Origin of the sequence: Micromonospora sp. WMMD1102 (assembly GCF_029626265.1) — a bacterium.
Taxonomy (GTDB): Bacteria; Actinomycetota; Actinomycetes; order Mycobacteriales; family Micromonosporaceae; genus Plantactinospora.
The window spans coordinates 2,839,764-2,862,462 of the sequence record NZ_JARUBN010000001.1; the positions used below are offsets into that span (position 1 = coordinate 2,839,764).

General features: G+C 72.3%; 19 protein-coding genes. 11 read left to right on the forward strand and 8 right to left on the reverse strand.

The features are described from left to right. Positions 1-16: 16 nt before the first annotated feature. Complete coding sequence (locus O7626_RS12560) at positions 17-1,174, forward strand: glycosyltransferase (RefSeq protein ID WP_278061346.1); 1,158 nt, start codon at positions 17-19, stop codon at positions 1,172-1,174. A gap of 30 nt (positions 1,175-1,204) precedes the next feature. Here O7626_RS12560 and O7626_RS12565 read toward each other — a convergent pair whose 3' ends face one another. Both O7626_RS12565 and O7626_RS12570 read right to left on the reverse strand, forming a co-directional pair. Further along, on the reverse strand, positions 1,205-2,728 hold the full coding sequence (locus O7626_RS12565; protein ID WP_278061347.1) for a hypothetical protein: 1,524 nt from the start codon (positions 2,726-2,728) through the stop codon (positions 1,205-1,207). Positions 2,729-2,914: 186 nt separating this feature from the next. Then, a complete protein-coding gene (locus tag O7626_RS12570) occupies positions 2,915-3,202 on the reverse strand; it encodes an alpha/beta hydrolase (RefSeq protein ID WP_278061348.1) in 288 nt (95 codons plus the stop codon). A gap of 644 nt (positions 3,203-3,846) precedes the next feature. Between O7626_RS12570 and araA the strand changes: the two genes are divergently transcribed. The 4 genes from araA to mmsB all read left to right on the forward strand — a co-directional run bounded on the left by araA (position 3,847) and on the right by mmsB (position 9,514). Continuing rightward, positions 3,847-5,364: an L-arabinose isomerase gene (gene araA / locus O7626_RS12575; RefSeq protein ID WP_278061349.1), complete on the forward strand. Its 1,518-nt coding sequence runs from the start codon at positions 3,847-3,849 to the stop codon at positions 5,362-5,364. Between the two features lie 33 nt (positions 5,365-5,397). Next, a complete protein-coding gene (gene chvE / locus O7626_RS12580; RefSeq protein ID WP_278061350.1) occupies positions 5,398-6,525 on the forward strand; it encodes a multiple monosaccharide ABC transporter substrate-binding protein in 1,128 nt (375 codons plus the stop codon). Between the two features lie 102 nt (positions 6,526-6,627). Continuing rightward, complete coding sequence (mmsA, locus tag O7626_RS12585; protein WP_278061351.1) at positions 6,628-8,217, forward strand: multiple monosaccharide ABC transporter ATP-binding protein; 1,590 nt, start codon at positions 6,628-6,630, stop codon at positions 8,215-8,217. Between the two features lie 34 nt (positions 8,218-8,251). Continuing rightward, positions 8,252-9,514, forward strand: a complete 1,263-nt coding sequence (mmsB, locus tag O7626_RS12590) for a multiple monosaccharide ABC transporter permease (protein WP_278061352.1) — start codon at positions 8,252-8,254, stop codon at positions 9,512-9,514. Positions 9,515-9,556: 42 nt separating this feature from the next. Here the strand turns inward: mmsB and O7626_RS12595 are convergent, their stop codons facing one another. After that, the gene (locus tag O7626_RS12595) at positions 9,557-9,766 is read right to left on the reverse strand and encodes a DUF397 domain-containing protein (protein WP_278061353.1); all 210 of its coding nucleotides are present in this window, start codon (positions 9,764-9,766) and stop codon (positions 9,557-9,559) included. After that, positions 9,763-10,542, reverse strand: a complete 780-nt coding sequence (locus O7626_RS12600) for a helix-turn-helix transcriptional regulator (protein ID WP_278061354.1) — start codon at positions 10,540-10,542, stop codon at positions 9,763-9,765. The genes O7626_RS12595 and O7626_RS12600 overlap by 4 nt, the downstream gene beginning before the upstream one ends. Before the next feature lie 395 nt (positions 10,543-10,937). Here O7626_RS12600 and O7626_RS12605 point away from each other — a divergent pair, with 395 nt between their 5' ends. From O7626_RS12605 to O7626_RS12615, 3 genes are all read left to right on the forward strand, one after another. Further along, positions 10,938-11,414 (forward strand): hypothetical protein, encoded by a 477-nt coding sequence (locus tag O7626_RS12605; protein ID WP_278061355.1) that lies wholly within the window; start codon positions 10,938-10,940, stop codon positions 11,412-11,414. Next, on the forward strand, positions 11,411-13,306 hold the full coding sequence (locus O7626_RS12610) for a glycoside hydrolase family 15 protein (protein ID WP_278061356.1): 1,896 nt from the start codon (positions 11,411-11,413) through the stop codon (positions 13,304-13,306). The genes O7626_RS12605 and O7626_RS12610 overlap by 4 nt, the downstream gene beginning before the upstream one ends. A gap of 160 nt (positions 13,307-13,466) precedes the next feature. Next, positions 13,467-13,943, forward strand: coding sequence for a hypothetical protein (locus O7626_RS12615; RefSeq protein ID WP_278061357.1), 477 nt, complete (start codon positions 13,467-13,469; stop codon positions 13,941-13,943). Between the two features lie 117 nt (positions 13,944-14,060). Here O7626_RS12615 and O7626_RS12620 read toward each other — a convergent pair whose 3' ends face one another. Then, positions 14,061-14,846, reverse strand: coding sequence for an NAD-dependent protein deacylase (locus O7626_RS12620; RefSeq protein ID WP_278061358.1), 786 nt, complete (start codon positions 14,844-14,846; stop codon positions 14,061-14,063). A gap of 99 nt (positions 14,847-14,945) precedes the next feature. Beyond that, complete coding sequence (locus O7626_RS12625; RefSeq protein WP_278061359.1) at positions 14,946-16,118, reverse strand: glycosyltransferase; 1,173 nt, start codon at positions 16,116-16,118, stop codon at positions 14,946-14,948. A 57-nt stretch (positions 16,119-16,175) separates the two neighbouring features. Here O7626_RS12625 and O7626_RS12630 point away from each other — a divergent pair, with 57 nt between their 5' ends. Continuing rightward, entirely contained in the window at positions 16,176-17,423 is a 1,248-nt protein-coding gene (locus O7626_RS12630) for an NAD-dependent epimerase/dehydratase family protein (RefSeq protein WP_278061360.1), read from the forward strand. Here the strand turns inward: O7626_RS12630 and O7626_RS12635 are convergent. Both O7626_RS12635 and O7626_RS12640 read right to left on the reverse strand, forming a co-directional pair. Next, positions 17,305-18,438: a phosphotransferase gene (locus O7626_RS12635; RefSeq protein ID WP_278061361.1), complete on the reverse strand. Its 1,134-nt coding sequence runs from the start codon at positions 18,436-18,438 to the stop codon at positions 17,305-17,307. The genes O7626_RS12630 and O7626_RS12635 overlap by 119 nt on opposite strands. Positions 18,439-18,445: 7 nt before the next feature. Continuing rightward, complete coding sequence (locus O7626_RS12640) at positions 18,446-21,106, reverse strand: hypothetical protein (protein WP_278061362.1); 2,661 nt, start codon at positions 21,104-21,106, stop codon at positions 18,446-18,448. Positions 21,107-21,239: 133 nt separating this feature from the next. On the opposite strand from O7626_RS12640, the gene O7626_RS12645 reads away from it, so the two are divergent. Together O7626_RS12645 and O7626_RS12650 are read left to right on the forward strand one after the other, a co-directional pair. After that, positions 21,240-22,535 carry a glycosyltransferase family 1 protein gene (locus O7626_RS12645; RefSeq protein WP_278061363.1) on the forward strand — a complete coding sequence of 432 codons (1,296 nt, stop codon included), beginning with the start codon at positions 21,240-21,242 and terminating at the stop codon, positions 22,533-22,535. After that, positions 22,532-22,696: a hypothetical protein gene (locus O7626_RS12650; protein WP_278061364.1), complete on the forward strand. Its 165-nt coding sequence runs from the start codon at positions 22,532-22,534 to the stop codon at positions 22,694-22,696. The genes O7626_RS12645 and O7626_RS12650 overlap by 4 nt, the downstream gene beginning before the upstream one ends. Positions 22,697-22,699: the final 3 nt, after the last annotated feature.

Below are 22,699 nucleotides of genomic sequence, written 5' to 3' on the forward strand. Positions count from 1 at the left end.
CGGAGGGAGCGTCGACATGACAGCCGGAGAGGTCCGCGACCAGGACACCGGAACCGCCCGCCCCGGCGCCGACGCGCCGGTCCCGCGGCTGCTCGCGGACCGGTCGGTGGCGGTGGTGCACGAGTGGTTCGGCGCCACCGGCGGTTCGGAGAACGTCTTCCGGCAGATCGCGGCGCAACTGCCGCACGCCCGGCGGTTCGTGCTCTGGAAGGACGAGGGTGTCGTCGAGCCGGACCTGCGGGAGTCGTGGCTGGCCCGGACGCCGCTGCGGCGTACCAAGGCGGTGGCGTTGCCGTTGATGCCGCTGGTCTGGCGGACGCTCAGCCGGGAACGGTTCGACGTGGTCATCTCGTCCAGCCACGCCTTCGCGCACACCGTCCGGCTGGGCACTCCCGAACACACCCGCTACCTGAGCTACGTGCACTCGCCGGCCCGCTACATCTGGAGCCCGTCCTTCGACGGCCGGGGCGCCAACCCGCTGCTGGCCGCACCCCGGCGGGTGCTGCAAGCCGCCGACCTGCGGCTGAGCCGGCACGTGCACGCGTACGCCGCGAACTCCCGGGAGGTGCGGGACCGGATCGCGCGGTACTGGCGGCGGGACGCGACGGTCGTGAACCCGCCGGTGGACACCGACTTCTTCGCCGGTGCACCGCAGGCGGACCGGGAGCAGTCCCGGGACTATCTGCTCGGGGTCGGGCGGTGGATTCCGTACAAGAACTTCGACCTGATCATCGCGATCGCCGAGGCCGCCGGGGTGCCGCTGGTGATCGCCGGCTCGGGGCCCGCGGAGGCGAACCTGCGCCGCGCCGCCGCCCGGGCCGCCGTGCCGGTCCGCTTCGAGGTGCAGCCCGACCGGGAGCGGCTCCGCCGGCTCTACTGGGGAGCACGCGCCCTGCTCTTCCCGGTGCACGAGGACTTCGGCATCATCCCGGTGGAGGCGCAGGCCTGCGGTACTCCGGTGATCGGCCTGCGCCGTGGCGGGCTGCTGGAGACGGTCGTCGACGGGCAGACCGGGCTGCTCGTCGACTCGCTGACCGCCGCCGACTTCGTGCCCCTGCTCCGCCGTCTCGACGAGCTCGACCTCGACCGGCTGCCGCCGCACGCCGCCGGCTTCTCCCACCGGGCGTTTGCGCGGCGGTTGACCGGCTGGATCGCCGAACAGACCGCAGGCTGACCGCCCCTTCCCACCCCGGCTGTGCGGTGCTCAGAAGATCAGGGTCTCCCGGAGGTAGGTGGCCACCCGGCGCAGCTCCAGGGCGCCGTCCACGGGGGCGGTCATCCGCAGCACCAGCTGCCGGTCGACGACGCCCTCGCTGCCGCTCTTGAAGTACCCGACGACGACCAGCCCGTGCCGCTGCTCACCGTTCTCCTGCAACGTGTTCGTCTCGACGTACGCGGAGAACTGCCCGCTGCGGATCCAGCGCTTGCCCCACGCCTCCTCGGCCTGCCGCATCGCGACCTGCTGCGCCTCGTCACAGGGCTGCGCGCAGTCGCGCACGATCAGCTCCCCGCCGAACTCCGGTTTGTCGCTGCCCGGCGGCACCCCGCAGTTGTACTTGGTGAAGCCCTCCGCCCGACCGGAGAGCACGCACTGCCAGCTGCTCGGCACCTTGACGGTGAAGGTCAGGCCCTCCAGGTCCGGCAGGGTGCGCACCTCGTCCCGCTCGGTGAACGTCGGCCACTTCGTCGGCCACGATCCCGGCGTCGGCGGCTCCAGGCCCGGTTGCAGCGGCGGGTTCGTCGGTGCCGGCGGCGGCAGGACGCTCGCGCTCGGCTTGGCGTCCGGTGGCGGCTCGTCACCGCCGTCGCCGCCGGAGAGGCTCACGGCGAGGATGGTCCCACCACCGGCCAGCACCAGGACGACGACCACGGCGACGGCGACCAGGAGCCAGTTTCGGCGCGGCTTCGGCTCGGAGGGCACGATGTGCCGCACCGGCGAGTAGAGCGGGTCGTAACCGGAGGCGTCCGTGGCCGGTTCGGCCGAGTACGGCCTGGGCATCTCGGGCAGCGGCTGCGGCGGCCCGGAGATCGAGTCGGGCGGCCCGGAGATCTGGTACGGCGGCACCGAGCTCTGGTAGGGCGGCCCGGAACTCTGGTCCGGTGGCACGGAGACCTGGTAGGGCGGCGCGGAACTCTGGTGCGGCGGCACCGAGACCTGGTGCGGCGGTGCGGAGGTCTGGTGCGGCGGTGCGGACGTCGGGGTCGAGGTCGGCACCGGGGTCGCGTTCACCACCGGGGTCGACTGTGGGGGGCCGGCCTGCCACGGGTTCGGTGCCGGGGCGCCGGGCGTGAGCCGGGTGGTGGGGGTGGCCAGCTCGTCGTCGTCCGGCCCGGCGGAACCGTTCGGTGCGGTGCCGTTCGCCGGTGCGGCGGTGGTCTTCATGGTCGGCGAATCGCCGTCCCCGACGCCCTCCTGCGCCGGCCGGCACTCCATGCCCAGCGCGGCGAAGAGCCGCTCGCCGCCGCCGGCTTCGCTCGCGGCGTAGGCGACCCACGGCGCGGGGGTGGCGAACTCGGCGTGCACGTACCGGGGGCCGCCCGCGCTGGGCTGGGCCAACGCCTGGGCGGTGCCGGCGAACGCGTCGCGCCAACGTTGGTCACCCGCGACGGCGGCGTCCAGCACGGCCACCGTGTACGAGTTGCCCTGCCCGTCGATGGCGGACCAGACGCTGCCGACCTGGCACAGGCTGACCGCCTCGATGAACTGGTACGGACCCACTGGCTGCATCCCAACCCACTTCCGCTTCGCTCCCTGCGGATCCTAGCGAGGCGGGACCAGTGCGCCCGAAGCCCCTCCGAGGGCCGGTGACCCGGTCGTGTCCGCCTCGGCCGCCGGGTGATGGTACCTGAGCGCTGACTCAGGGTGTCGGGCGCGACGGGACGACAGTGGACTGTGCCGGCGGTTCCGGGCTGCTTACTCCGGGGGCTGCCGGAGTCGGTCGATCAGCCGCTCACCCGCCGGCCGGCGGCCGTATCCGCTCGCGGTCTCGACGTGCCCGGCGTCGCCCGCGTCGTACAGCTCGGCGCCCCACGCCTCGGCGTACCGCTCGAACTGTGCGAACGTCGTGTACGGGTCGGTCCGGCTGGCCATCAGGATCGACCGGAACGGCAACCGGGTGTGCGGTACGGGACCGTAGACCCCGTCGTCCGGCGGGCCGTTCGGGTCGGGTTCCCACGCCGGGTCGACGTACGGCGGGGTCATCGGCAGGGCTGCCCGGATCGGGCCGGTGTGCCGGGGCCCGCGCGCTCGGGTCTCGTCGAGGTCGCGGCGGAGGGTAGCGGCGGGGGCGAGGCGGGGCGAGGCGACGGCGGGATCGGCCGAAGTAGCTGGCGGGAGTAGTCGGCGGGAAGTAGCTGGCGGGGAGACTGTCGAGCTGCCCCGCTCGTGCGCCCACTCCCGGGGTTGTCTGGGCCCCGACCGCGCCGGCTCCGGGTGCCCCGTCTGTGCACCCAGCTCGACAGTCTGCGTACCGGACCGTTACCTCCCGGCGGGGCCACTGCTTTCGCCGGGGCCACTGCTTCCCGGCGCGGCTACTGCTTCCCGGCGTGGCCCTTGCTTCCGGCGTGTTGGCCGGTGGCAGGGCCGCGGCCCGGCCGCTCATCCGGGTGGGCCGGACGATGCTCGCGGGTGCGGGATTCGGGGAGTGGATCGACCTTTCAACGTGCCACAGCGACCGCTCACCGTCTCGGCGCACGGACCTGCGGATTCCCCGCTCTCCCGTTACTGAAGCGTTACGGTGTACCGTTTGACTGCTCCAATGTTAGCGGTAACACTCGGCTCGCGACGTGATCGCGACCAGACCGTCGGGGGTGGCAGCAGCCATACCCCAAGTAGGAGAGGTGGACATGCCGCCGGCCACGCACCCGCAGATCTGGTTCCTCACCGGCAGCCAGCACCTGTACGGTCCGGAGACCCTCGACCAGGTCGCGTCCCAGTCTCAGCAGATCCTGGACACGCTCACCGGCTCCGGCCGGATCGTCGCGGAGATCGTCTGGAAGCCGGTCCTCACCGAGGCGTCGGCGATCCGTAGAGTGCTGCTGGAGGCGAACGCCGACCCGCACTGCCTCGGCGTCATCGCCTGGATGCACACGTTCTCGCCCGCCAAGATGTGGATCAGTGGGCTGGACGCGCTGCGCAAGCCCCTGCTGCACCTGCACACCCAGCTCAACGAGGCGCTGCCCTGGGAGTCCATCGACATGGACTTCATGAACCTCAACCAGGCCGCGCACGGCGACCGTGAGTTCGGCTTCATCCAGACCCGGCTCGGGCTGGCCCGCAAGACCATTGCCGGGCACGCCTCCGACCCGACGGTGGTGGCCCGGATCGACGAGTGGGCCCGCGCCGCGCTCGGCTACGCGCACCTGCGCAACCTCCGGCTGGCCCGGTTCGGCGACAACATGCGTGACGTCGCCGTCACCGAGGGTGACAAGGTTGAGGCGGAGCTGCGCTTCGGCGTCTCGGTGAACACCTACGGGGTCAACGACCTGGTCGAGGTGGTGGACCGGGTCGCCGAGCAGGAGATCGAGCGCCTGGTCGGCGAGTACGCCGACAGCTACCGGCTCGCACCCGAACTGGCCAAGGACGGCGACCGGCACGAGTCGCTGCGGTACGCCGCCCGGATCGAGGCGGGGCTGCGCGAGTTCCTGACCGAGGGCGGGTTCGGGGCGTTCACCACCAACTTCGAGGACCTCGGTGGGCTGCGCCAGCTGCCCGGCCTCGCCGTGCAGCGGTTGATGGCCGACGGCTACGGCTTCGGCGGCGAGGGGGACTGGAAGACCTCGACCCTGCTCGCCGCCGTCAAGGCGATGGGCGCCGGGCTGCCCCAGGGAACGTCCTTCATGGAGGACTACACCTACCACTTCGGACCGGGCGAGCCGAAGATCCTCGGCGCGCACATGCTGGAGGTCTGCCCCAGCATCGCCGGCGAGCGCCCGTCCTGCGAGATCCACCCGCTCGGTATCGGCGGCCGGGAGGATCCGGTCCGGCTCGTCTTCGACGCCGTCGCCGGCCCCGGCGTGGTGATCGGGATGGCCGACCTGGGGGAGCGGTTCCGGCTGGTCGCCAACGAGATCGAGGTGGTACCGCCGGACGAGCCGATGCCCCGGCTTCCGGTCGCCCGCGCGGTGTGGAAGCCGGCGCCGTCGCTGAGCACCTCCGCCGAGTCGTGGCTCACCGCCGGCGGCCCGCACCACACCGTACTCACCCAGTCGGTCAGCTCGGCCACTCTGCGGGACTTCGCCGACATGCTGCACACCGAACTCGTGATGATCGACGACCGGACCACGACCGCCGACTTCCGGGACCGGCTGCGCTGGAACCAGGCCTACCACCGACTCGCCCAAGGGCTGCCCGGCCGGGGCTGACCCGCACGCCGTACCCAGGAATTGGAGGAGCATATGAAATTCGTCCGGCTCGCGGCGGTGGCCGGCGCGGCCACGCTGGCCGTCGCGCTCACCGCGTGCGGATCGAGTACCAAGACCGTGGACGAGGAGGGTGGCTCCGGCGACAACGCCGGGGCGCTCGTCGGGGTGACGATGCCGACCAAGTCCTCGGAGCGGTGGATCCACGACGGCAACAACGTCAAGGCGGGGCTGGAGAAGCTCGGCTACACCGTCGACCTCCAGTACGCCGAGAACGATATCCCGGCCCAGGTCAACCAGATCGAGAACCAGATCACCAAGGGCGCCAAGGTGCTGATCATCGCCTCGATCGACGGCACCGCCATCACCACCCAGTTGCAGAACGCGGCGGACAACAAGATCCCGGTCATCGCGTACGACCGGTTGATCCGGAACAGCCCGAACGTCGACTACTACGCCACCTTCGACAACTTCAAGGTCGGGGTGCAGCAGGCGACCTCGCTGCTGGTCGGGCTGAAGCTGAAGAACGAGGACGGCTCGGACGGCACCGCCAAGGGCCCGTTCAACGTCGAGTTGTTCGCCGGCTCGCCGGACGACAACAACGCCACATTCTTCTTCAACGGCGCGATGTCGGTGCTCCAGCCGTACATCGACAACGGGACCCTGGTGGTGAAGAGCGGGCAGAAGGACTTCAAGACCGTCGCGATCCTGCGCTGGGAGGCCGGCACCGCGCAGCGCCGGATGGAGGACCTGCTGACCAAGACGTACAGCGGCGGGGCGAAGGTCGACGGGGTGCTGTCGCCGTACGACGGGCTCTCGATCGGCATCCTATCGGCGCTGAAGAGCAACGGCTACGGCACGGGCGGCCAGCCGTACCCGGTGGTGACCGGGCAGGACGCCGAGGTGGCGTCGGTCAAGTCGATCATCGCCGACGAGCAGTACTCGACCATCTACAAGGACACCCGGCAGCTCGCCGAGGTGGCGGTGAAGATGGCCGACGCGGTGCTCAAGGGGAACAAGCCCGAGGTCAACAACGAGAAGGACTACGACAACGGCAACAAGGTCGTGCCCTCGTTCCTGCTCGACCCGGTCATCGTCAACAAGGCCAACTACAAGGCGACGCTGATCGACACCGGCTACTACAAGCCGGAACAGATCCAGTAGTCGTACCGGCGGCGGTCGCCCCGGGGTGATCCCCCGGTGCGGCCGCCGCACCCGTGGCGGGAACATATGCTCACCCATCGAGCCGGGAGGCGATCCGTTGGCATGACCGACGACATTCTGCGGATGCGGGACATCACCAAGACCTTCCCCGGGGTACGCGCCCTCCAGGAGGTCGACCTCTCGGTGCGCCGGGGTGAGATCCACGCGATCTGCGGCGAGAACGGCGCCGGGAAGTCCACGTTGATGAAGGTGCTCTCCGGGGTCTACCCGCACGGCTCGTACTCGGGAGAGATCTTCTTCGACGGCGAGCCCTGCGCCTTCTCCGACATCCGGGACAGCGAGCGGCGCGGGATCGTCATCATCCACCAGGAGCTGGCACTCTGTCCGCAGCTCTCCATCGCGGAGAACATCTTCCTCGGCAACGAACGGGCCGGCCGTGGCCTGATCGACTGGAACCGGACCAACCACGAGGCGGCCGAGCTGCTGGCCCGGGTCGGGCTCTACGAGAACCCGGTGACCCAGGTCAGCGACATCGGCGTCGGCAAGCAGCAGCTCGTCGAGATCGCCAAGGCGCTGTCCAAGCGGGTCCGGTTGCTCATCCTGGACGAACCGACCGCGGCGCTCAACGACCGGGACTCGGCGCACCTGCTCGACCTGCTGCGCGGCCTGCGCGACCAGGGCATCACCTGCGTGATCATCTCGCACAAGCTGAACGAGATCGCGGCGGTCGCCGACCGGATCACCATCCTGCGGGACGGGCGGACCATCGAGACCCTGGACACCGGCTCCGACGAGGTGACCGAGGACCGGATCATCTCCGGGATGGTCGGCCGGGACCTCGACCACCGGTTCCCGCCGCGCGAGCCGAGGATCGGCAGCGAGGTGCTGCGGATCGAGGACTGGACCGTGCACAGCCCCACCCAGCACGGCCGGGCGGTGGTGTCGAACGCCAACCTGACGCTCCGACGCGGCGAGATCGTCGGGCTGGCCGGGCTGATGGGCGCCGGCCGGACCGAGCTGGCGATGAGCGTCTTCGGGCGCTCGTACGGGACGAACATCTCCGGCCGGCTGGTCAAGGACGGCAAGGAGATCAGCGTACGGTCGGTGCGGGACGCCATCCGGCACGGCATCGCGTACGCCACCGAGGACCGCAAGCGGTACGGGCTCAACCTGATCGAGGACATCAAGCGGAACGTCTCGGCCGCCGGCCTGAGCCTGCTGGCCCGGCGCGGCTGGGTCGACGACCACCGGGAGTACCAGGTCGCCGACGAGTTCCGGGCCAGCATGAACATCAAGGCGCCGAGCGTGCTGAGCGTGACCGGCAAGCTCAGCGGCGGCAACCAGCAGAAGGTCGTACTCTCGAAGTGGATCTTCACGAACCCCGACGTGCTGATCCTGGACGAGCCGACCCGGGGCATCGACGTCGGCGCCAAGTACGAGATCTACTCGATCATCAACCGGCTCGCCGACGAGGGTAAGGCCATCCTGGTCATCTCGTCCGAGCTGCCCGAGCTGCTCGGGCTCTGCGACCGCATCTACACCCTCTCCGCCGGCCGGGTCACCGCCGAGGTGTCGCGCGCGGAGGCGACCCAGGAACACCTGATGCGGTACATGACAAAGGGCCAGGCCGACCACGGCGACGCCCGCACCACCTCGGACGAAGCGGGCGCGGCGAACGGCTCCGGCCGGTGAAGCGACCCGACGAACGGACAGGAGCAGACCCTCGATGAGCGCCACCGCACCCACCAACGCCGACGTCGCGGTGAGCGGCCCCGGTCTCGGTGAACCGTCCGCCCCGGCCGGCGGACCCGGCCGCCGGTTCTCGGTGAACCTGCGGCAGAGCGGCATCTACGTCGCCTTCGCGCTGATCGTGCTGCTCTTCTCGGTACTCACCGGCGGTGCCCTGCTGCAACCGCAGAACATCTCGAACATCGTCGTGCAGAACTCGTACGTGCTGATCCTGGCGATCGGCATGATTCTGATCATCATCGCCGGGCACATCGACCTCTCTGTCGGCTCGGTGGTGGCGGTGACCGGCGCGATCGCCGCGGTGCTGATGGTCGAACACGACGTACCCTGGCCGCTGGCCCTGCTGATCACCCTGGTCGTCGGCGGGTTGATCGGCGCCTGGCAGGGATTCTGGGTCGCCTACTTCGGCATCCCGGCCTTCATCGTGACCCTGGCCGGCATGCTGCTGTTCCGGGCGCTCACCCTCACCGTCCTCGGCAACCAGGGCATCGGCCCGTTCCCGGACCCGGTGCGTACCCTCGCCAACGGCTTCACCGAGGGCTACCTGGGCAATATCGGGCTCGGCCCGCTGGGCGGGGCCGACCTGTTCAGCCTGCTGGTCGGGATCGCCGCGATGGCCGGCATCGTGGCGGTGCAGTGGCGTAGCCGGACGGCCCGGCTCCGCTACCAGCAGAGCGTCGAGCCGCTGCCGCTCTTCGTCCTCAAGCTCGCCCTGGCCGGCGTCGTGGTGATGACGGTGATCGTGCAGCTGGCCCGGTTCAAGAACCTGCCCTGGGTGCTGATCCTGCTCGCCGGGCTGATCCTGGCGTACACGCTGCTGACCAACCGGGCGGTCTTCGGCCGGCAGATCTACGCCGTCGGCGGCAACCTCCAGGCCGCGACACTGAGCGGCGTCAAGGTCAAGTCGGTGATCTTCTGGATCTTCGTCAACATGGGTGTGCTCGCCGCACTCGCCGGGATCATCTTCGCCGGCCGGCTCAACCAGGCCGGCCCGACCGCCGGCAACGCCTTCGAACTCGACGCGATCGCGGCGGCGTTCATCGGCGGGGCGGCGGTGCAGGGCGGCGTCGGCAAGGTGGTCGGAGCGATCACCGGCGGCCTGATCATGGGTGTCATCAACAACGGCATGTCGCTGATGGGCGAGCCGAGCGAACGGGTGATGCTGGTCAAGGGTGCGGTGCTGCTCGCGGCGGTCGCCTTCGACGTCTGGACCAAGCGGCGCGCCGGCGCGGCCCGGTGACCCCGGAGCGTCCCGGTATCAGGGTGTCGCGGCGTGCCGGTATCAGGGCGTCGCGGCGTGCCGGACGAAGCCGCGCCATGCCTCGGGGGTGAAGGTCAGCACTGGTCCGGGACGGTTCTTGCTGTCCCGGACCAGTATCCGGCCGGGCAGGTTGTCGGCGACCTCGACGCAGTCGCCGCCGGACTGGTTGCTGCGGCGCGACGTGCGCCAGCGCGGGCTGCTCTCGGTCGCGAGTGGACTGTCGGTGGTCACAGGTCCTTCACCATCCTCAGGATCAGGTCTCGGGACTGGTCGCACGGCAACGCTACCGCACTGACGGCGTGCCACATCCGGTCCAGCGCGGTCACCCGGTCCGGCTCGGCGTGCACCCGTCCCTCGAAGAAGTCCTCCAGATAGCCGACCATGCGGCCGTCGTCGAGGGTGCCGAGCGCGAACGCCCCGGAGCGGCCGGGATACATCCCGACCGTCTCGGGCACGACGCACAGATAGACGCCCGGCCGGGCGCCGAGGTCGGCGAGGTGTCGCAGTTGTGCCCCGGTCAGCTCCGGGTCGCCGCAACGTAGCGCGGCGACGTCGAGCACGAAGGAGCAGACCGGTGGATCCGGGCGGTCGAAGACGGCGACCTGGCGGGCCAGCCGGCGGGCCACCTCCTCGTCGACCTCCTGCGGGCTGCGCAGTCCGCTGTCGAGGACCGACCGGGCGTACGCCTCGGTTTGCAGCAGGCCGGGAACCAGGCTGAGCTGGAAATATCGGAGGCTGGTGGCGGTGTCTTCCACCTCTCGCCACGGGCGGAACCACTGCGGTGCCTGGCGCACGTGTTTCCGGGCCTCGAACGCCGCCTTCTGAATCTCCTTTCCCGTGTCGAAATACTCGTCCAGCCGCTCCGCCGTGTCCGCCTTCGGTGCGAGTCGGCTTGTCTCGAAGGCGGCGATCAACGACTTACTGACCTTTACCGCCTCGGCAACCTGGTCCTGGGTGACGGCGCGCTCGGCGCGGAGGCGCTTGAGGATTACCGGAACAGTACTCACGTTTATCGTCTCCATATATTCCGGTGCATTTGCGGATCATCGGACGCGATTGGTTCCGGTCATCTTCCGCCCGGCTGCGCGAATCCGTCCAGGGTGGAATAGAGCCAATTTCGTCCCGGCTCTGCTGGCAGTCGGCCGCATACCGCAGCCCGGCGTTTTCGAGCCCCCGAGCCGGCGAGCCGTGCGGTGCTGGAGCGCGCAGCCGCATTACGGTAGATATTCGGACGAATCAGATGCCGGGTTCGCGTCGAGGTGGCGGGACCTCGGACGCGCCGGGTCACGCAGAGACCAGGAGGCAGCACGATGGCCGATCCGGTACCCGCCCTGCCGACCGGGCCGGACGGGTGCGTCCGGGCGGCCGGCCGCGCCCGCTGAGCTGGACTGGGTCGGCTGAGATGGACTGGGCCGGGTGGGCACTCTTCGGGGTGGTGGCCACCGCCGTACTCACCGCTGCGATGATCACCGCGCAGCTCGTCGGGCTCACCCGGGTCGACCTGCCGCTGATCCTCGGCACCCTGGTCACCGAGGACCCCGACCGGGCCCGGGTGGCCGGGTTCTTCATCCACCTGCTGGCCGGTCAGGGATTCGCGCTGGGCTACGCCGCCACGTTCGCCCTGCTCGGCCGGGCCACCTGGTGGCTCGGGGCGCTGCTCGGCGTGGTGCACGTCGCCGTCGCGCTTACCGTGCTGCTGCCGCTGCTGCCCGGCGTACACCCCCGGATGGCGTCGCTGCGGGCCGGTCCGGCCAGTACTGCCGTACTGGAGCCGCCGGGCCTGTTCGCCCTCAACTACGGGGTGCAGACCCCGGCGGTGACGGTAGCCGTACACGTCCTCTACGGGACCGTACTCGGGCTGCTCCTACAGGTCCGATGAGCCCCGGTCACGCCGCCGAGCCACCGCCGATCGCGGACTACGGGCTGCTCGGGGACACCCGTACCGCCGCCCTGGTCTCCAGCGCGGGTGCGATCGACTGGATGTGCGTGCCCCGGTTCGACGGCGCGTCCCTGTTCGGCCGGCTGGTCGGCGGCCCGGCGGCCGGCACGTACCGGATCGGTCCGACCGGTCCGGCCGGGGTCGTCGAGCGGCGGTACCGCCGACACACCGCGACCCTGCGGACCACCTGGGCGGTCGGCGACCGGCGACTCACTCTCGACGAGGGGATGGTGGCCGAGGTGACCGGGCGGCTGCTGCCGACGAACCTGCTGGTCCGGCGCCTGCACGCCGAGGGAGGTCCCGTCGACGCGGTCGTCGAGTTCGACCCCCGGCTCGGCACCGCACACCGGCGGCCCCGGGCACGTCGGCGCGGGTCACTGCTCGTCTGCGAGTGGGGCTCGCTCGCGGTGTCGCTTAGCTGCGCGGTGTCGCTTAGCTGCGCGGTGTCGCCGAGCGGCGCCGTGTTGCCGAGCGACACGGTGTTGCCCGGTGGCGCTGGGTTGCCGAGCGGTGCCACCGGTCCGGTGGCCGTCGCGGCAGGTCGGTCGACCCCGCTGACCGTGCATCCGGGGCGCCCGGTCACCTTCGTGCTGGCCGTGGCACACCGAGAACCGCTGGTGCAGGTCGACCCGGCCCGCGCCTGGGATCTGCTGCTGGCCGACGAGACGCGCTGGCGGGCGTGGGTCGCCGAGATCGACCCCGAACTGCCGTTCCGGGAGGCGGTGGCGCGCAGCCTGCTCACCCTGCGGCTGCTGACGTACTCGCCGTCGCACGCCCCGGTCGCGGCGCCGACGACGTCGCTGCCGGAACAGCCCGGCGGGACACGGAACTGGGACTACCGCTACGTCTGGCCCCGGGACGCCAGCATCAGCGTCGCCGCGTTCCTCGGCGTCGGCAAGCCCGACCAGGCGCGCGGCTTCCTCGCCTGGCTGCTGCGGGCAAGCCGGTTGCAGCGACCGCGCCTGCCGGCCCTGTTCACCCTGGACGGCCTGCGGGTACCGGCCGAGCGGCGGCTCGCCGGCTGGCCCGGCTACGCCGGCAGCACCCCGGTACGGGTCGGCAACGACGCGGCCGGCCAACACCAACTCGACGGCTACGGCTGGGTCGTCGACGCCGTCTGGGTGTACGCGCGGGCCGGTCACCACCTCGACGCGGAGACCTGGCGGACCGTGCGCGGCTTCGCCGACGTGGTCGCCCGGCGGTGGCGGGAGCCCGACGCCGGCATCTGGGAGCTACGCCACCCGGCCCAGCACGTGCACTCCAAACTGATGGGCTGGCTCGCGCTGGACCGGGCGCTGCGGATCGCCGAGATCCGGCCGGCGCCGGAGCGGCAGCGGCGACGCTGGCAGGACGCCCGCCAGGCGATCACCGAGGACGTACGGGTGCACGGGGTCGACCCCGGGCGGACGAACTACGTCCGGGGCTACGGATCCGGGGACGTCGACGCCGCGCTGCTGGTGCTGCCGCTGCTCGGCATCGAGGACGCCGGCTCGCCCCGGGTCGGGCGTACCGTCGACGCCGTCCGGAGCGACCTCGGGGCCGGCGGCCCGCTGCTCTACCGCTATCCACCCGGCCGCGACGGGCTACCCGGCACCGAGGGGGCCTTCCTGCCCTGCTCGTTCTGGCTGGTGCAGGCGCTCGCCGCCACCGGCCGGCGGACCGAGGCGGTGGAGCTGTTCCGGGACCTTCTCGACCGGGCCAGCCCACTCGGCCTCTACGCCGAGGAACTGGACCCGGGCACCGGTGCCATGCTCGGCAACTATCCGCAGACCCTGACCCACGCGGCACTCGTCCAGGCCGTACTCGCGATCCACTCGGCACCGCTCCGTTAGCCGCTGCCGTCACCTCCGGCAGCCGCTGCCGGACGCGACCTGGCACGTACGACCCGACGAGTCCTGATGGGGTGCGCGGCTTTCGTACGATTCCTGTCGTCCGGCGACCACCGCCCTCGACCACCGCCCTCGACCACCGCCCTCGACCAGAAGGAAGACCGTGGACTCGTCACTCGCGATCCTCATCGGCGGTACCGCCGTCTGTGCCGGCGCCGTCGCCTACCTGGTACTGCTGCGCGATCTCGGCCTGCGGCGGGCCGTCGGGGCCGGTGCGGGCGTCACGATCGGCGTCACCGCGAGCTTCTTGCTGATGCTCTACCTCGCCACGCTCGCCATCCCGGCGGTGCTGGCCTTCGTCGCGGTCTTCGCCGCCGCGGTCGGCTACCCGGTTTTCCGTCGCGACCTCGGCCCGCAGCGTGCCGCGCTGGCCGCCGCCGGTTCGGCCGCCGTGGTCACCGCGAGCTTCCTCTTCGTCGTCTACCTCGCGGTGATCGCCTTCATCGCCGCCGTCGGCGTCTACCTGCTGCTGCGGGACCGGATCCGGATCGCGCCGGCGCTGATCCTCACCGGTACCACCCTCGGCGGGCTGCTCGCCGCCTCCGCGCTCGTCTTCTGGGTCAGCCTCAGCTACATGTGACAGGTCGCGGCAACGGGCCGACGACCATCGGCGGCCGGACGCCGGGCCGAACCCAGCTCAGGTGCAGGCACCGGCCAGCCCGTCCGGTCCGGGTGAGCTGGTGCTGGTGGAGCGCGATCAACGACGGGCGGACCGGGCGGCGGTGACGAGGGTCGGAAGCACCTGGGCCGCCGTTCCGCGCAGGTTCACCGCACAGACGTCGTCGAGCGGCGTCGGTTCCGGGTTGACCTGGATCACGGCAGCGCCACGGCGTGCCGCGACCAGCGGGATCTCGGCCGCGGGATAGACCACTCCCGAGGTGCCGACGGTCAGCAGCACGTCGCAACCGGCGGCAGCCTCGACCGCCGCCGTCAACGCGGCCTCCGGTAGGGCCTCGCCGAACCACACCACCCCGGGCCGGACGAGCCAACCGCATTGTGCGCAGCGGGGTGGCGGGATCCGGGCGCCCTCGCCCGGGTCGGCGGGCTCGTCCTCCGCCGGCTCCGGCAGGGCGGCCGGGTGGGCGCCCGCGCCGATGCAGCGCGGTGCGAAGAGGCTGCCGTGCAGGTGGACGGGGAAGCGGGAACCGGCCCGCTCGTGCAGGTCGTCGACGTTCTGGGTGACCAGCATGGTGTCGGGGCACAGGGACTCGATGGCGGCCGTGGCGAGGTGCCCGGGGTTCGGCCTGGCCCGGCGTACCCGGGCTCGGCGCCACTCGTACCAACCCCAGACCAGGTCCGGGTCGGCGTGGAACGCCTCCGGAGTGGCGAGTTGGGTGGCGTCGAACCGGGCCCACAGCCCGGTGAGGTCGTCCCGGAAGGTCGGCACGCCGCTTTCGGCCGAGATCCCGGCGCCGGTGAAGACGACCACCCGCCGGGCCTGGGCGAGCAGCGCGGCTGCCTCGGTCGGCGGAACCTGCTCCATCCCGGAGATCCTGCCAGACCGTCTCCGGCCAGCGGAGTCGCCGCCGCCGGACCGGTCAACGTTTACGCGCGCTGGCCGGTCAAACTCCGCGCGCGGCGGTCAACTTCCGCGCGTTGGCCGGTCGCGTACCGCCTCCCGGTAGAGGTCGAGCAGTGTCCGCGCGTGCGTCGCCCACGGTCGGGGCGCGACCTCCCGTGCCGCCGGGGGCGGGCCGGCGGTGACCGACTCGTCGATCGCCCGGGCGGTGCCGGCCAGGTCGTCCGGGTCGACGAGCCGGGCCGCCGTGCCGAGCAGTTCCCGGTAGGTGGGGATGTCGGCGGCGACCACCGCCGTCCCGACCGCCAGCGCCTCCAGCGGCGGAAACCCGAAACCCTCGCTCGCCGAGAGACTGACCAGGGCACCGGCCCGCAGGTACAGCGATTGCAACACGCTGTCGTCGACCGCGCCGAGCAGCACCGCCTCGGCCGCGACCGGGTGACCGGCGACCAGCGCGGCACCGGGACCGCCGGGGGCGAAGTCGTTGCCGACCAGCACCAGCGGCACGCCGCGACGCCGGCTCGCCGTGCGGGCGTACGCGTCCAGCACCGCGCCGATCCGCTTGTGTGCCCGGGCCAGCCCGACGTAGAGGACGAACCCGTCCGGCACCTGTGGAACCCGCTCCGGCGGTGCCGGCGCGCCGAGCAGGTGATCGCTGCCCCACGAGCTGACCAGCACCGGTGCGTCGGCCCGGACGGCGGCCCGGAACTGCCCGGCGACGGTCTCGGTCGGTACGACGATCCGGTGTGCGGTCGCCGCGAGATGCGCCATCATCAGCCCGTAGTACTCCTCGTGCACCGAGGCGGGATGTGCCCGCGCGGCCGGTGCCGGCGGAGTGAGTGCGCGCAGTTCCGCGACCGCCCGGCGCATCGCCGCCAGGTCGTCGGCACCGAACCGCGCGGCGAAGGCGGCGTCCGGGTAGCACAGACCGGGATCGCGCAGCCGGACCACGTCGTGCACGGTCACCACCAGTGGGATGCCGGGATCGGGCCACGGGATCCGGTAGTCGAACAGGTGGATGACGTCGGCGCCCACCCGGCGGGCCGTGTCGAGCAGCTCGTCGGCCTCGGCGGAGCCGTACCGTGGCGTGCCGGTCGGCGCCAGCACGTCGAGCCGGATCCCGTCCCCCGGGACCGGTATCCCGACCACGGACCGGAGCGCCGCGATCGTGCAGCGGGTGTAGCGCCCGATGCCGTCGGGGGCGTCGATCCGTCCGTCCGTCAGAACCCCGACCATCCGCTCACCACCTCGTCCATGGTGTGGACAACGCATCGGCACCTATCCTTCCATCTCATGAGGCCGGGGCGTGCCGACACGACCCGCGCGCTGACCGACACCGGCTCCCCGGTGCTCGTCACCGGCGGAGCGGGATTCCTGGGGGTCGCCGTGGTCCGCCGGCTGCGCGCCGCCGGCCGGCAGGTGACCGTGGTCGACGACGGCAGCGCGGGCACACTGCGCCGGCTGCGCGAGTTCGCCGACGACGCCGACGTGGTGCACCACCGGACCAGCGTCTGCGACGCCGACGCGGTGGCCGAGCTGCACCATGCCGTACGTCCCTGGGCGGTGATCCACCTCGCCGCTAAGCACTTCATCCCGGAGTGCGAGCGGGACCCGGCGGAGACCGGGCGGGTGAACGTCGACGGCACTGCCAGCATGCTCGCCGCCTGGCGGGCCCACCGCCCACAGCGGTTCGTCTTCGCCTCCTCGGCGGCCGTCTACGCCGACTCCACCCGCCCGCTCTCCGAACGTTCCCGGTGCGCCCCGCCCACCCTCTACGGGCGGACCAAGCTGGCCGGGGAGCGGATGGTGCACCGGTACGCCGCCCGGCGCGGCGTGGCCGCGTTGTCGGTGCGGCTGTTCAACCTCTACGGCCCCGGCCCCACCGTCGAGCACCTGGTCCCGACCGCGCTCGCCCAGGCCCGGGCCGGTGGCCCGCTGCGCCTCGGTGACCTGCGGACCGTCCGCGACTACGTCTACGTCGAGGATGCCGCCGACGCCGTGCTGGCGCTGCTCGCCCAGGGCGCGACGGGCCGGGTGAACGTCGGCACCGGCCGGGGCACCGCCGGCCGGGACGTGGTGGCCGGCATCCTGGAGGTCCTCGGGCTGGCCGGCACCGCCGTCTTCGACCCGGCCCGGACGAGGGCGTGCGACAGCCCGGCGGTGGTGGCCGACATCCGCCGGCTCCGTACGCTGCTGCCGGACTGGCGACCCGTCCAGCTCCACGAGGGACTGTCGCGCACGGCACGGTCACCGGTCTACGAGGGACTGTCTCGCACCGCATGGCCGCCGGACCATGCGGGACCGCGGCGCACCGCACTGGCACCGGTCCACGAGGGACTGCGTCGCACCGCACGATCGCCGGACCACGAGGATCCGCGGCGTACGGCGCGGCCACCGGAGGTCGAGCCTCGACAGCGCGTCGTCAGCCGGGAACGCGGGACGGGACCGGGTCCGGCGGCGGAAGCCAGTCCAGCAGCTCCGGCCAGCGGGCCCGAAGGTGTGCCGCCAGCCGCTCCGCGGCCACCGGGCGGCGCTGGTTGAGCAGGTCGAACCGGCGCCGGGCCAGCATCAACGGCAGCAGTCGGTCGAGCCGCTCGTGGTCCACCCCGCCGCCGTAGCCGGCCAGCGCCGACTCGACGGTGCCGCCGAGGCCGAGGTCGACCGCGATGCACCAGGCCAGGTCGAGCATCGGCGGGCCGACCTGGATGGCGCCCGGGTCGAGTACGGCGCGCAGCCGCGCCCCGGTGAACAGCACGTTGTGCCCGACCGCCATGTCCCCGTGGATCGCCGTCATCGGGGCACCCCGGCACGCCTGGTCGAGGGCCGCCGCCAGGCGTAAGGCGCAGGACGGGTCCCGCAGCCGGATCTCGCCGAAGAACATCACGGCGCTGCCCGGCGCGTCCAGCCGGCGACCGACCGGCGGGGCGTGGTCGTGCCAGCGGCGCATGGTGGCGGTGACCGCCCGCTGGCGCCGGGACAGCAGCGGGCCGCCGCCGCCGTGTGACCCGGGCACCCGCTCCAGCACGGTCCACCACCGGCGCGCACCGCCGGCCAGGATCTCGCCGTGGTCGAGCAGGGCCGGTGCCGGGATGGCGGCGGCGACGCGTACCCGCTCGTAGTCGAGGCAGACCGCGAGCGTCTCGTGCCGGCGGTGCTGCACCTTGATCAGGGTCCGGCGGCCCGGCAGCACGGTCGCGCCGGAATCTGTCGGCGACGGGCCGTCGTAGGCCGGACTCCGCGCCGCCGCCCGGACCAGCGCGTCGACCACCTCACCCGGCAGCTCGCCGGCCGACGGCGTCGCGTCCCCGCTCAGGTTCAGGTCGAGCGGCCCACAACGCGGCATCTCCGTGCCCGGCCCACGACGCGGCATCTCCGTGCCCGGCTCACGACGCGGCATCTCCGTGCCCGGCTCACGACGCGGCATCTCCGTGCCCGGCTCACGACGCGGCATCTCCGTGCCCGGCCCACGACGCGGCATCTCCGCGGCCGGTTCGCGGGGCGGAACTCCCGCCGCGTCCGGCCGGTCCGAGGGCGTGGCCGCGTCCGGCTCGTCCACTGGGCGCTCACCCGCCCGGTTCGGCCGCCGCGCGGGCGGCCCGGAGCATCCGCAGCGGGCCCAGCCAGCGCTGCCGGGCCAGCTCGGCGGAGTCGTACCAGCCGATCGCCGCGAAGTCGTGCAGCCCGTCGTCGCCGAGCCACAACCCGGCGACGGCCGCCCAGACCGGAGGCGCGAGCTGGTCGGAGCGGGCGTCGGCGGCGAGCGCCAGCGCGGCGGTACGGGCCAGCTCGGGCCGGTCGGTGGCCAGCGCCGTGAGTACCGTGATCGCGCCGACCGGCAGCAGCTGACCGACCACGCCGGACTCCTCGGTCAGCCGGTCGGCCCGGGCGAGCAGCTCGTCCACCTCGTCGCGGTCGCCCTCGGCAGCCGCTCCCACCGCCGCCGCGAGGTCGCACTGCGCCAGTCCGATCAGGTCCCCGAGCGACTGGTTGAGGTCCCGGGCCTCCGGCAGCATCGAGACCGCGAGCCCAGGGTCGGTCCACATGGTGGCCAGCGCCAGGTGCCGGGCGGCCCGGGCGCCCCAGAGCGGTGCACCGGTGGCCCGCGCCTGGTCGAGCGACCGCCGGAAGAAGTCGGCGGACCGGGCGAAGTCGCCGCCGTGCTGGTAGACGTGTCCGAGCAGGTCCCACGTCCGGGCGTCCTCCAGCGGCTGGCCGGCCGACGAGGGGGCATAGCCCAGCACCTCGCCGAGCCGGCTGCGGCGCAGCGCCACCCCGGCCCGGCCCCACGCCCCGGCGCCGCGCAGCAGCGGCCCGGCCTGATCGAGCGAGGCGAAGAACTCGTCGCCTTCCGCGTGGTGCCCGGTCGACTGGGTCAGCGAGCCGAGTTCGTAGGCGACGTACGCGTCGTAGGGGTGCTGCCACGGCGACTGCGCCAGCGCCTTGAGCCGCTGGTAGCGGGGACGGGCGTCGACCTCGGCGGTGGCGGCCAGCCGGGCCGCCTCGACCAGCCGGCGCAGCGCGGGCGCGGCACCGTCGGCGGGCGGCAGTGCGGCGAGCACCTGCCAGTGCCCGAGCTGGCTGAGCGTGTAGGTGAGGTCCCCGAGCCCGTCCGGCAGCAGCTCGTGCTCGACGGCCGCCTGGAGCACCAGCAGCATCGCGGCCACCGCGCACTGGCTGCGCTGCGCCGACACCACCGTGTCGCCGTCGTCGGGCCGCCAGACCTCCAGGCCGACCTCGGTGACCCGGGCGGTGGCCCGGGCAGCCCGGTCGACCCGCTCGGCACCGACCCAGCCGTCGTCGGTGTACTCGTCGCAGGCGTTGATGCTCTGCCGGAGATTCTGGTGGATCCGGTACTCCGGCCAGGTGCCCGCCGCGTGCCGGACGAAGCTGTTGGTGAGGAAGCGGTGGATCGTCGCCGTCGCCACGTCCGGGAGTACCGCGCGCAGGATGTCGGCGTCGAACGCCGCGAGCAGCGCGGCGGCGCGCAACAGGTTGCGTTCGGCGGGGGAGAGGTCGCGCATGATCCGCAGGACGAGTTCGGGCAACGGGCCGCCGAACTGGGCCGGATCCGGGTGCTCCCCGCGCAGCGCCGCACTGCGGTACTGGCTGACCGACAGTTCGAGATAGAGCGGCGAGCCGGCCGAGGCGTCGACGATCCGCCGGCGTACCGCCTCCTCGATCGCCGGCTCTCCGCCGTCGGCCGTCAGCCGCTCCCGCAGGAAGGCGTCGGCGTAGTCGGGGGTCAGCCCGGCGAGCGCGTACTGGTCGCTGACCCCGTCCACTCCGGCCAGGCGCGGCCAGCGCGTGGCGCCGCCGTAGGTGAGGGTGACCGCGCGGACCGGGTCGTGCCAGCGCAGCGGACGCCGGCTGGCCACCACGAACAGCACGTTGGGCATCAGGTAGACCATCCGGGCGAGCAGGTCCTCCAGCAGTCCCTTCTCCCGGGGCAGCGCCTGGACGGCCTCGAAGGTGTCGAGGTGGCAGACCGCCAGCGCCGGGCGCCTGGCCCGGATCCGCTCGATGTCCCAGGCGAGCAGGATGGGCAGGTAGCCGAGCATCCGGTCCGGATCGTTCTCCCGGAGGATGAGGTCGAAGGGTGGGAACTCGCGCCGGAGGCGGCGCACCTCGGCGGCCTCGCGCAGCCGGCGTACCAGTCCGGTCGCCATCTTGTAGCCGACCTCCACCACCGCGACCGAGCCGAGCAGTTCGTCGACGACCCCGGCGATCTGCTGCGCGGTCTCCTCCCGGTCCTCCTGGCCGAGGAAGCCGCTGCGCCCGACGAAGTCGGTGAGACTGACGCCGGGATGCTTCAACTCCCAGTAGACCGACAGGCCCGTGTCGAAGGCGGTGAACGGCCGGCCGAGCCGGCCCAGCGCGGCGCGGACCCGCAGGACGACGGTCTCGAAACCGAGGTTGCTGCCGTCGGCGAAGTCGAAACTCGACACGACCCGGCGTTTGGGCAGCTCGGGAGCGGTCGACGCGGTCAGCTCCGCGCAGAACTGGTTGACCAGGGTGGTCTTGCCGATCCCGCCCTGGCCGTAGATCACCACCACGTTCCGGGCCGGCCGGCCGAAGTCGAGCAGGTCCGCCGTGGAACACGGCTCGGCGGCCATCCGGTGCGCCCGCTCGATCAGCAGCCGGGTGTACTCCTCCCGGTCGGTGAAGACCTCGTTGCGCCGATACGGCCCGGAGGCACCGAAAACGAAGTAGTCGTCGAGGTCCACTTCGCCATGTAATCATCTGACTACTAGTGTCTCCATCGACCGAACCGACCGAACCCGAACGGACCGAACCGATCGAACGGACCGATCCGGTGGAGTCAGGTTCCGGGGCAGACCTGAGCCTGGACGGAGGCGTATGACGCGGGTCCTGGTCGACATCCGTGCCAACCAGCCGACCGGCATCGCCCGGTACGGCGCCAACCTGCTGCGTGAACTGGCCGTGCTGGCGAGCGTCGGCGACACCCCACGGCTCACCGCGTACGTCGACCCGGTGCAGGCCACGGTGGCACGGGAGGCGATCGGGACCGCGCCGGTACGCCTGCTGGTGGCCGCCGAACCGGACGGCTTCGTACGCCGCAGCGCCGAACTGCGCACCCTGCTGGGCAGCGGCGAGTTCGACCTCTACCACACCACCCACTACACCCTGGACCGGCGCTGTCCGATTCCTTACAGCTACACGGTGCACGACCTGACCCGGTTGCGCTTCCCGGAACACGACTACGGTCGGGAGCAGTTCGTCCGGCACTTCGGCTCCGCACAGTGGACGGCGCTCGGCGCGGAACTCGCCGCGCTCTCCGACTGGGACGACGGGCACGGCGGGACCTTCCGGCGCTACTTCCGGGCGCTCAACCGGGCGCTCGCGGCCGGTGCCAGCCGGATCGTGGCGGTCTCCCGGGCGACCGGTGACGACCTGGTGCGGCTGCTCGGCGTACCGGCCGGTGCGATCGACCTGGTGCCCTGCGCGGTCCGTACCGAGATCTTCCACCGGCGCCCGCCGGCCGAGGTGACCGCCGCCCGTGTCCGGTACGCACTGCCCGGCCCGTACTGCCTCTATGTCGGGCTCGCCGGTCCGATCAAGCGGTTCGACTGGCTGCTCGCCCGGTGGCTGGCGGCTGCCGAACGGTTCCCGGCCGACGCCCGGCTCGTCGTGGTGGGCGGCTATGCCGAGGCCCGCCCGGAGGTCGTCGCGCTGCTGCGGGACGCGTCCGCCGCAGGGTCGGTGGTGTTCACCGGCCGGGTCGACGACGACACCCTGGCCGCGCTCTACTCCGGGGCTTCGGCCCTGCTGGTCGCCTCCCGGAACGAGGGCAACCACCTCGGACCCCTGGAGGCGCTGGCCTGCGGTTGCGAGGTGGTCTGCACCGACATCCCACCGCTGCGGGAGACGGTCGACGGCCACGCGCACTTCTATCCGTTGACCGACGCCGCCCGGCTGACCAGACTGGTCGACAGCGCCCTGCGCGGCACGTTGCCCCGGCTCGGCGCCGGCTTCGCGGTGCCGCGCTGGCCCGACTCCGGCCGGGCGCTCGTCGACTCGCTGCGGCGGGCGCTGACCGGGCACACTGACGGTCCGACCGGAGGCCACGACACGCACGCCGGGCGCGCCGACCGGTCGGGCGCAGGGCCCGCCCGCCGAACGGAGGTCCGATGAGGTACCTGCCCGTCACCGCCGCCATCCTCGCCGCCGCGCTCGGCGGTGCCGGATTCGTCTACGGAGGCTTCGACGACTCGCCCGGCCTGCAGGGCATCTCCGCGCTCCTGGTCATCGGCATGATCGCCTACGGCGTGCGAATCACCCGGCGCAGCCGTTAGGGC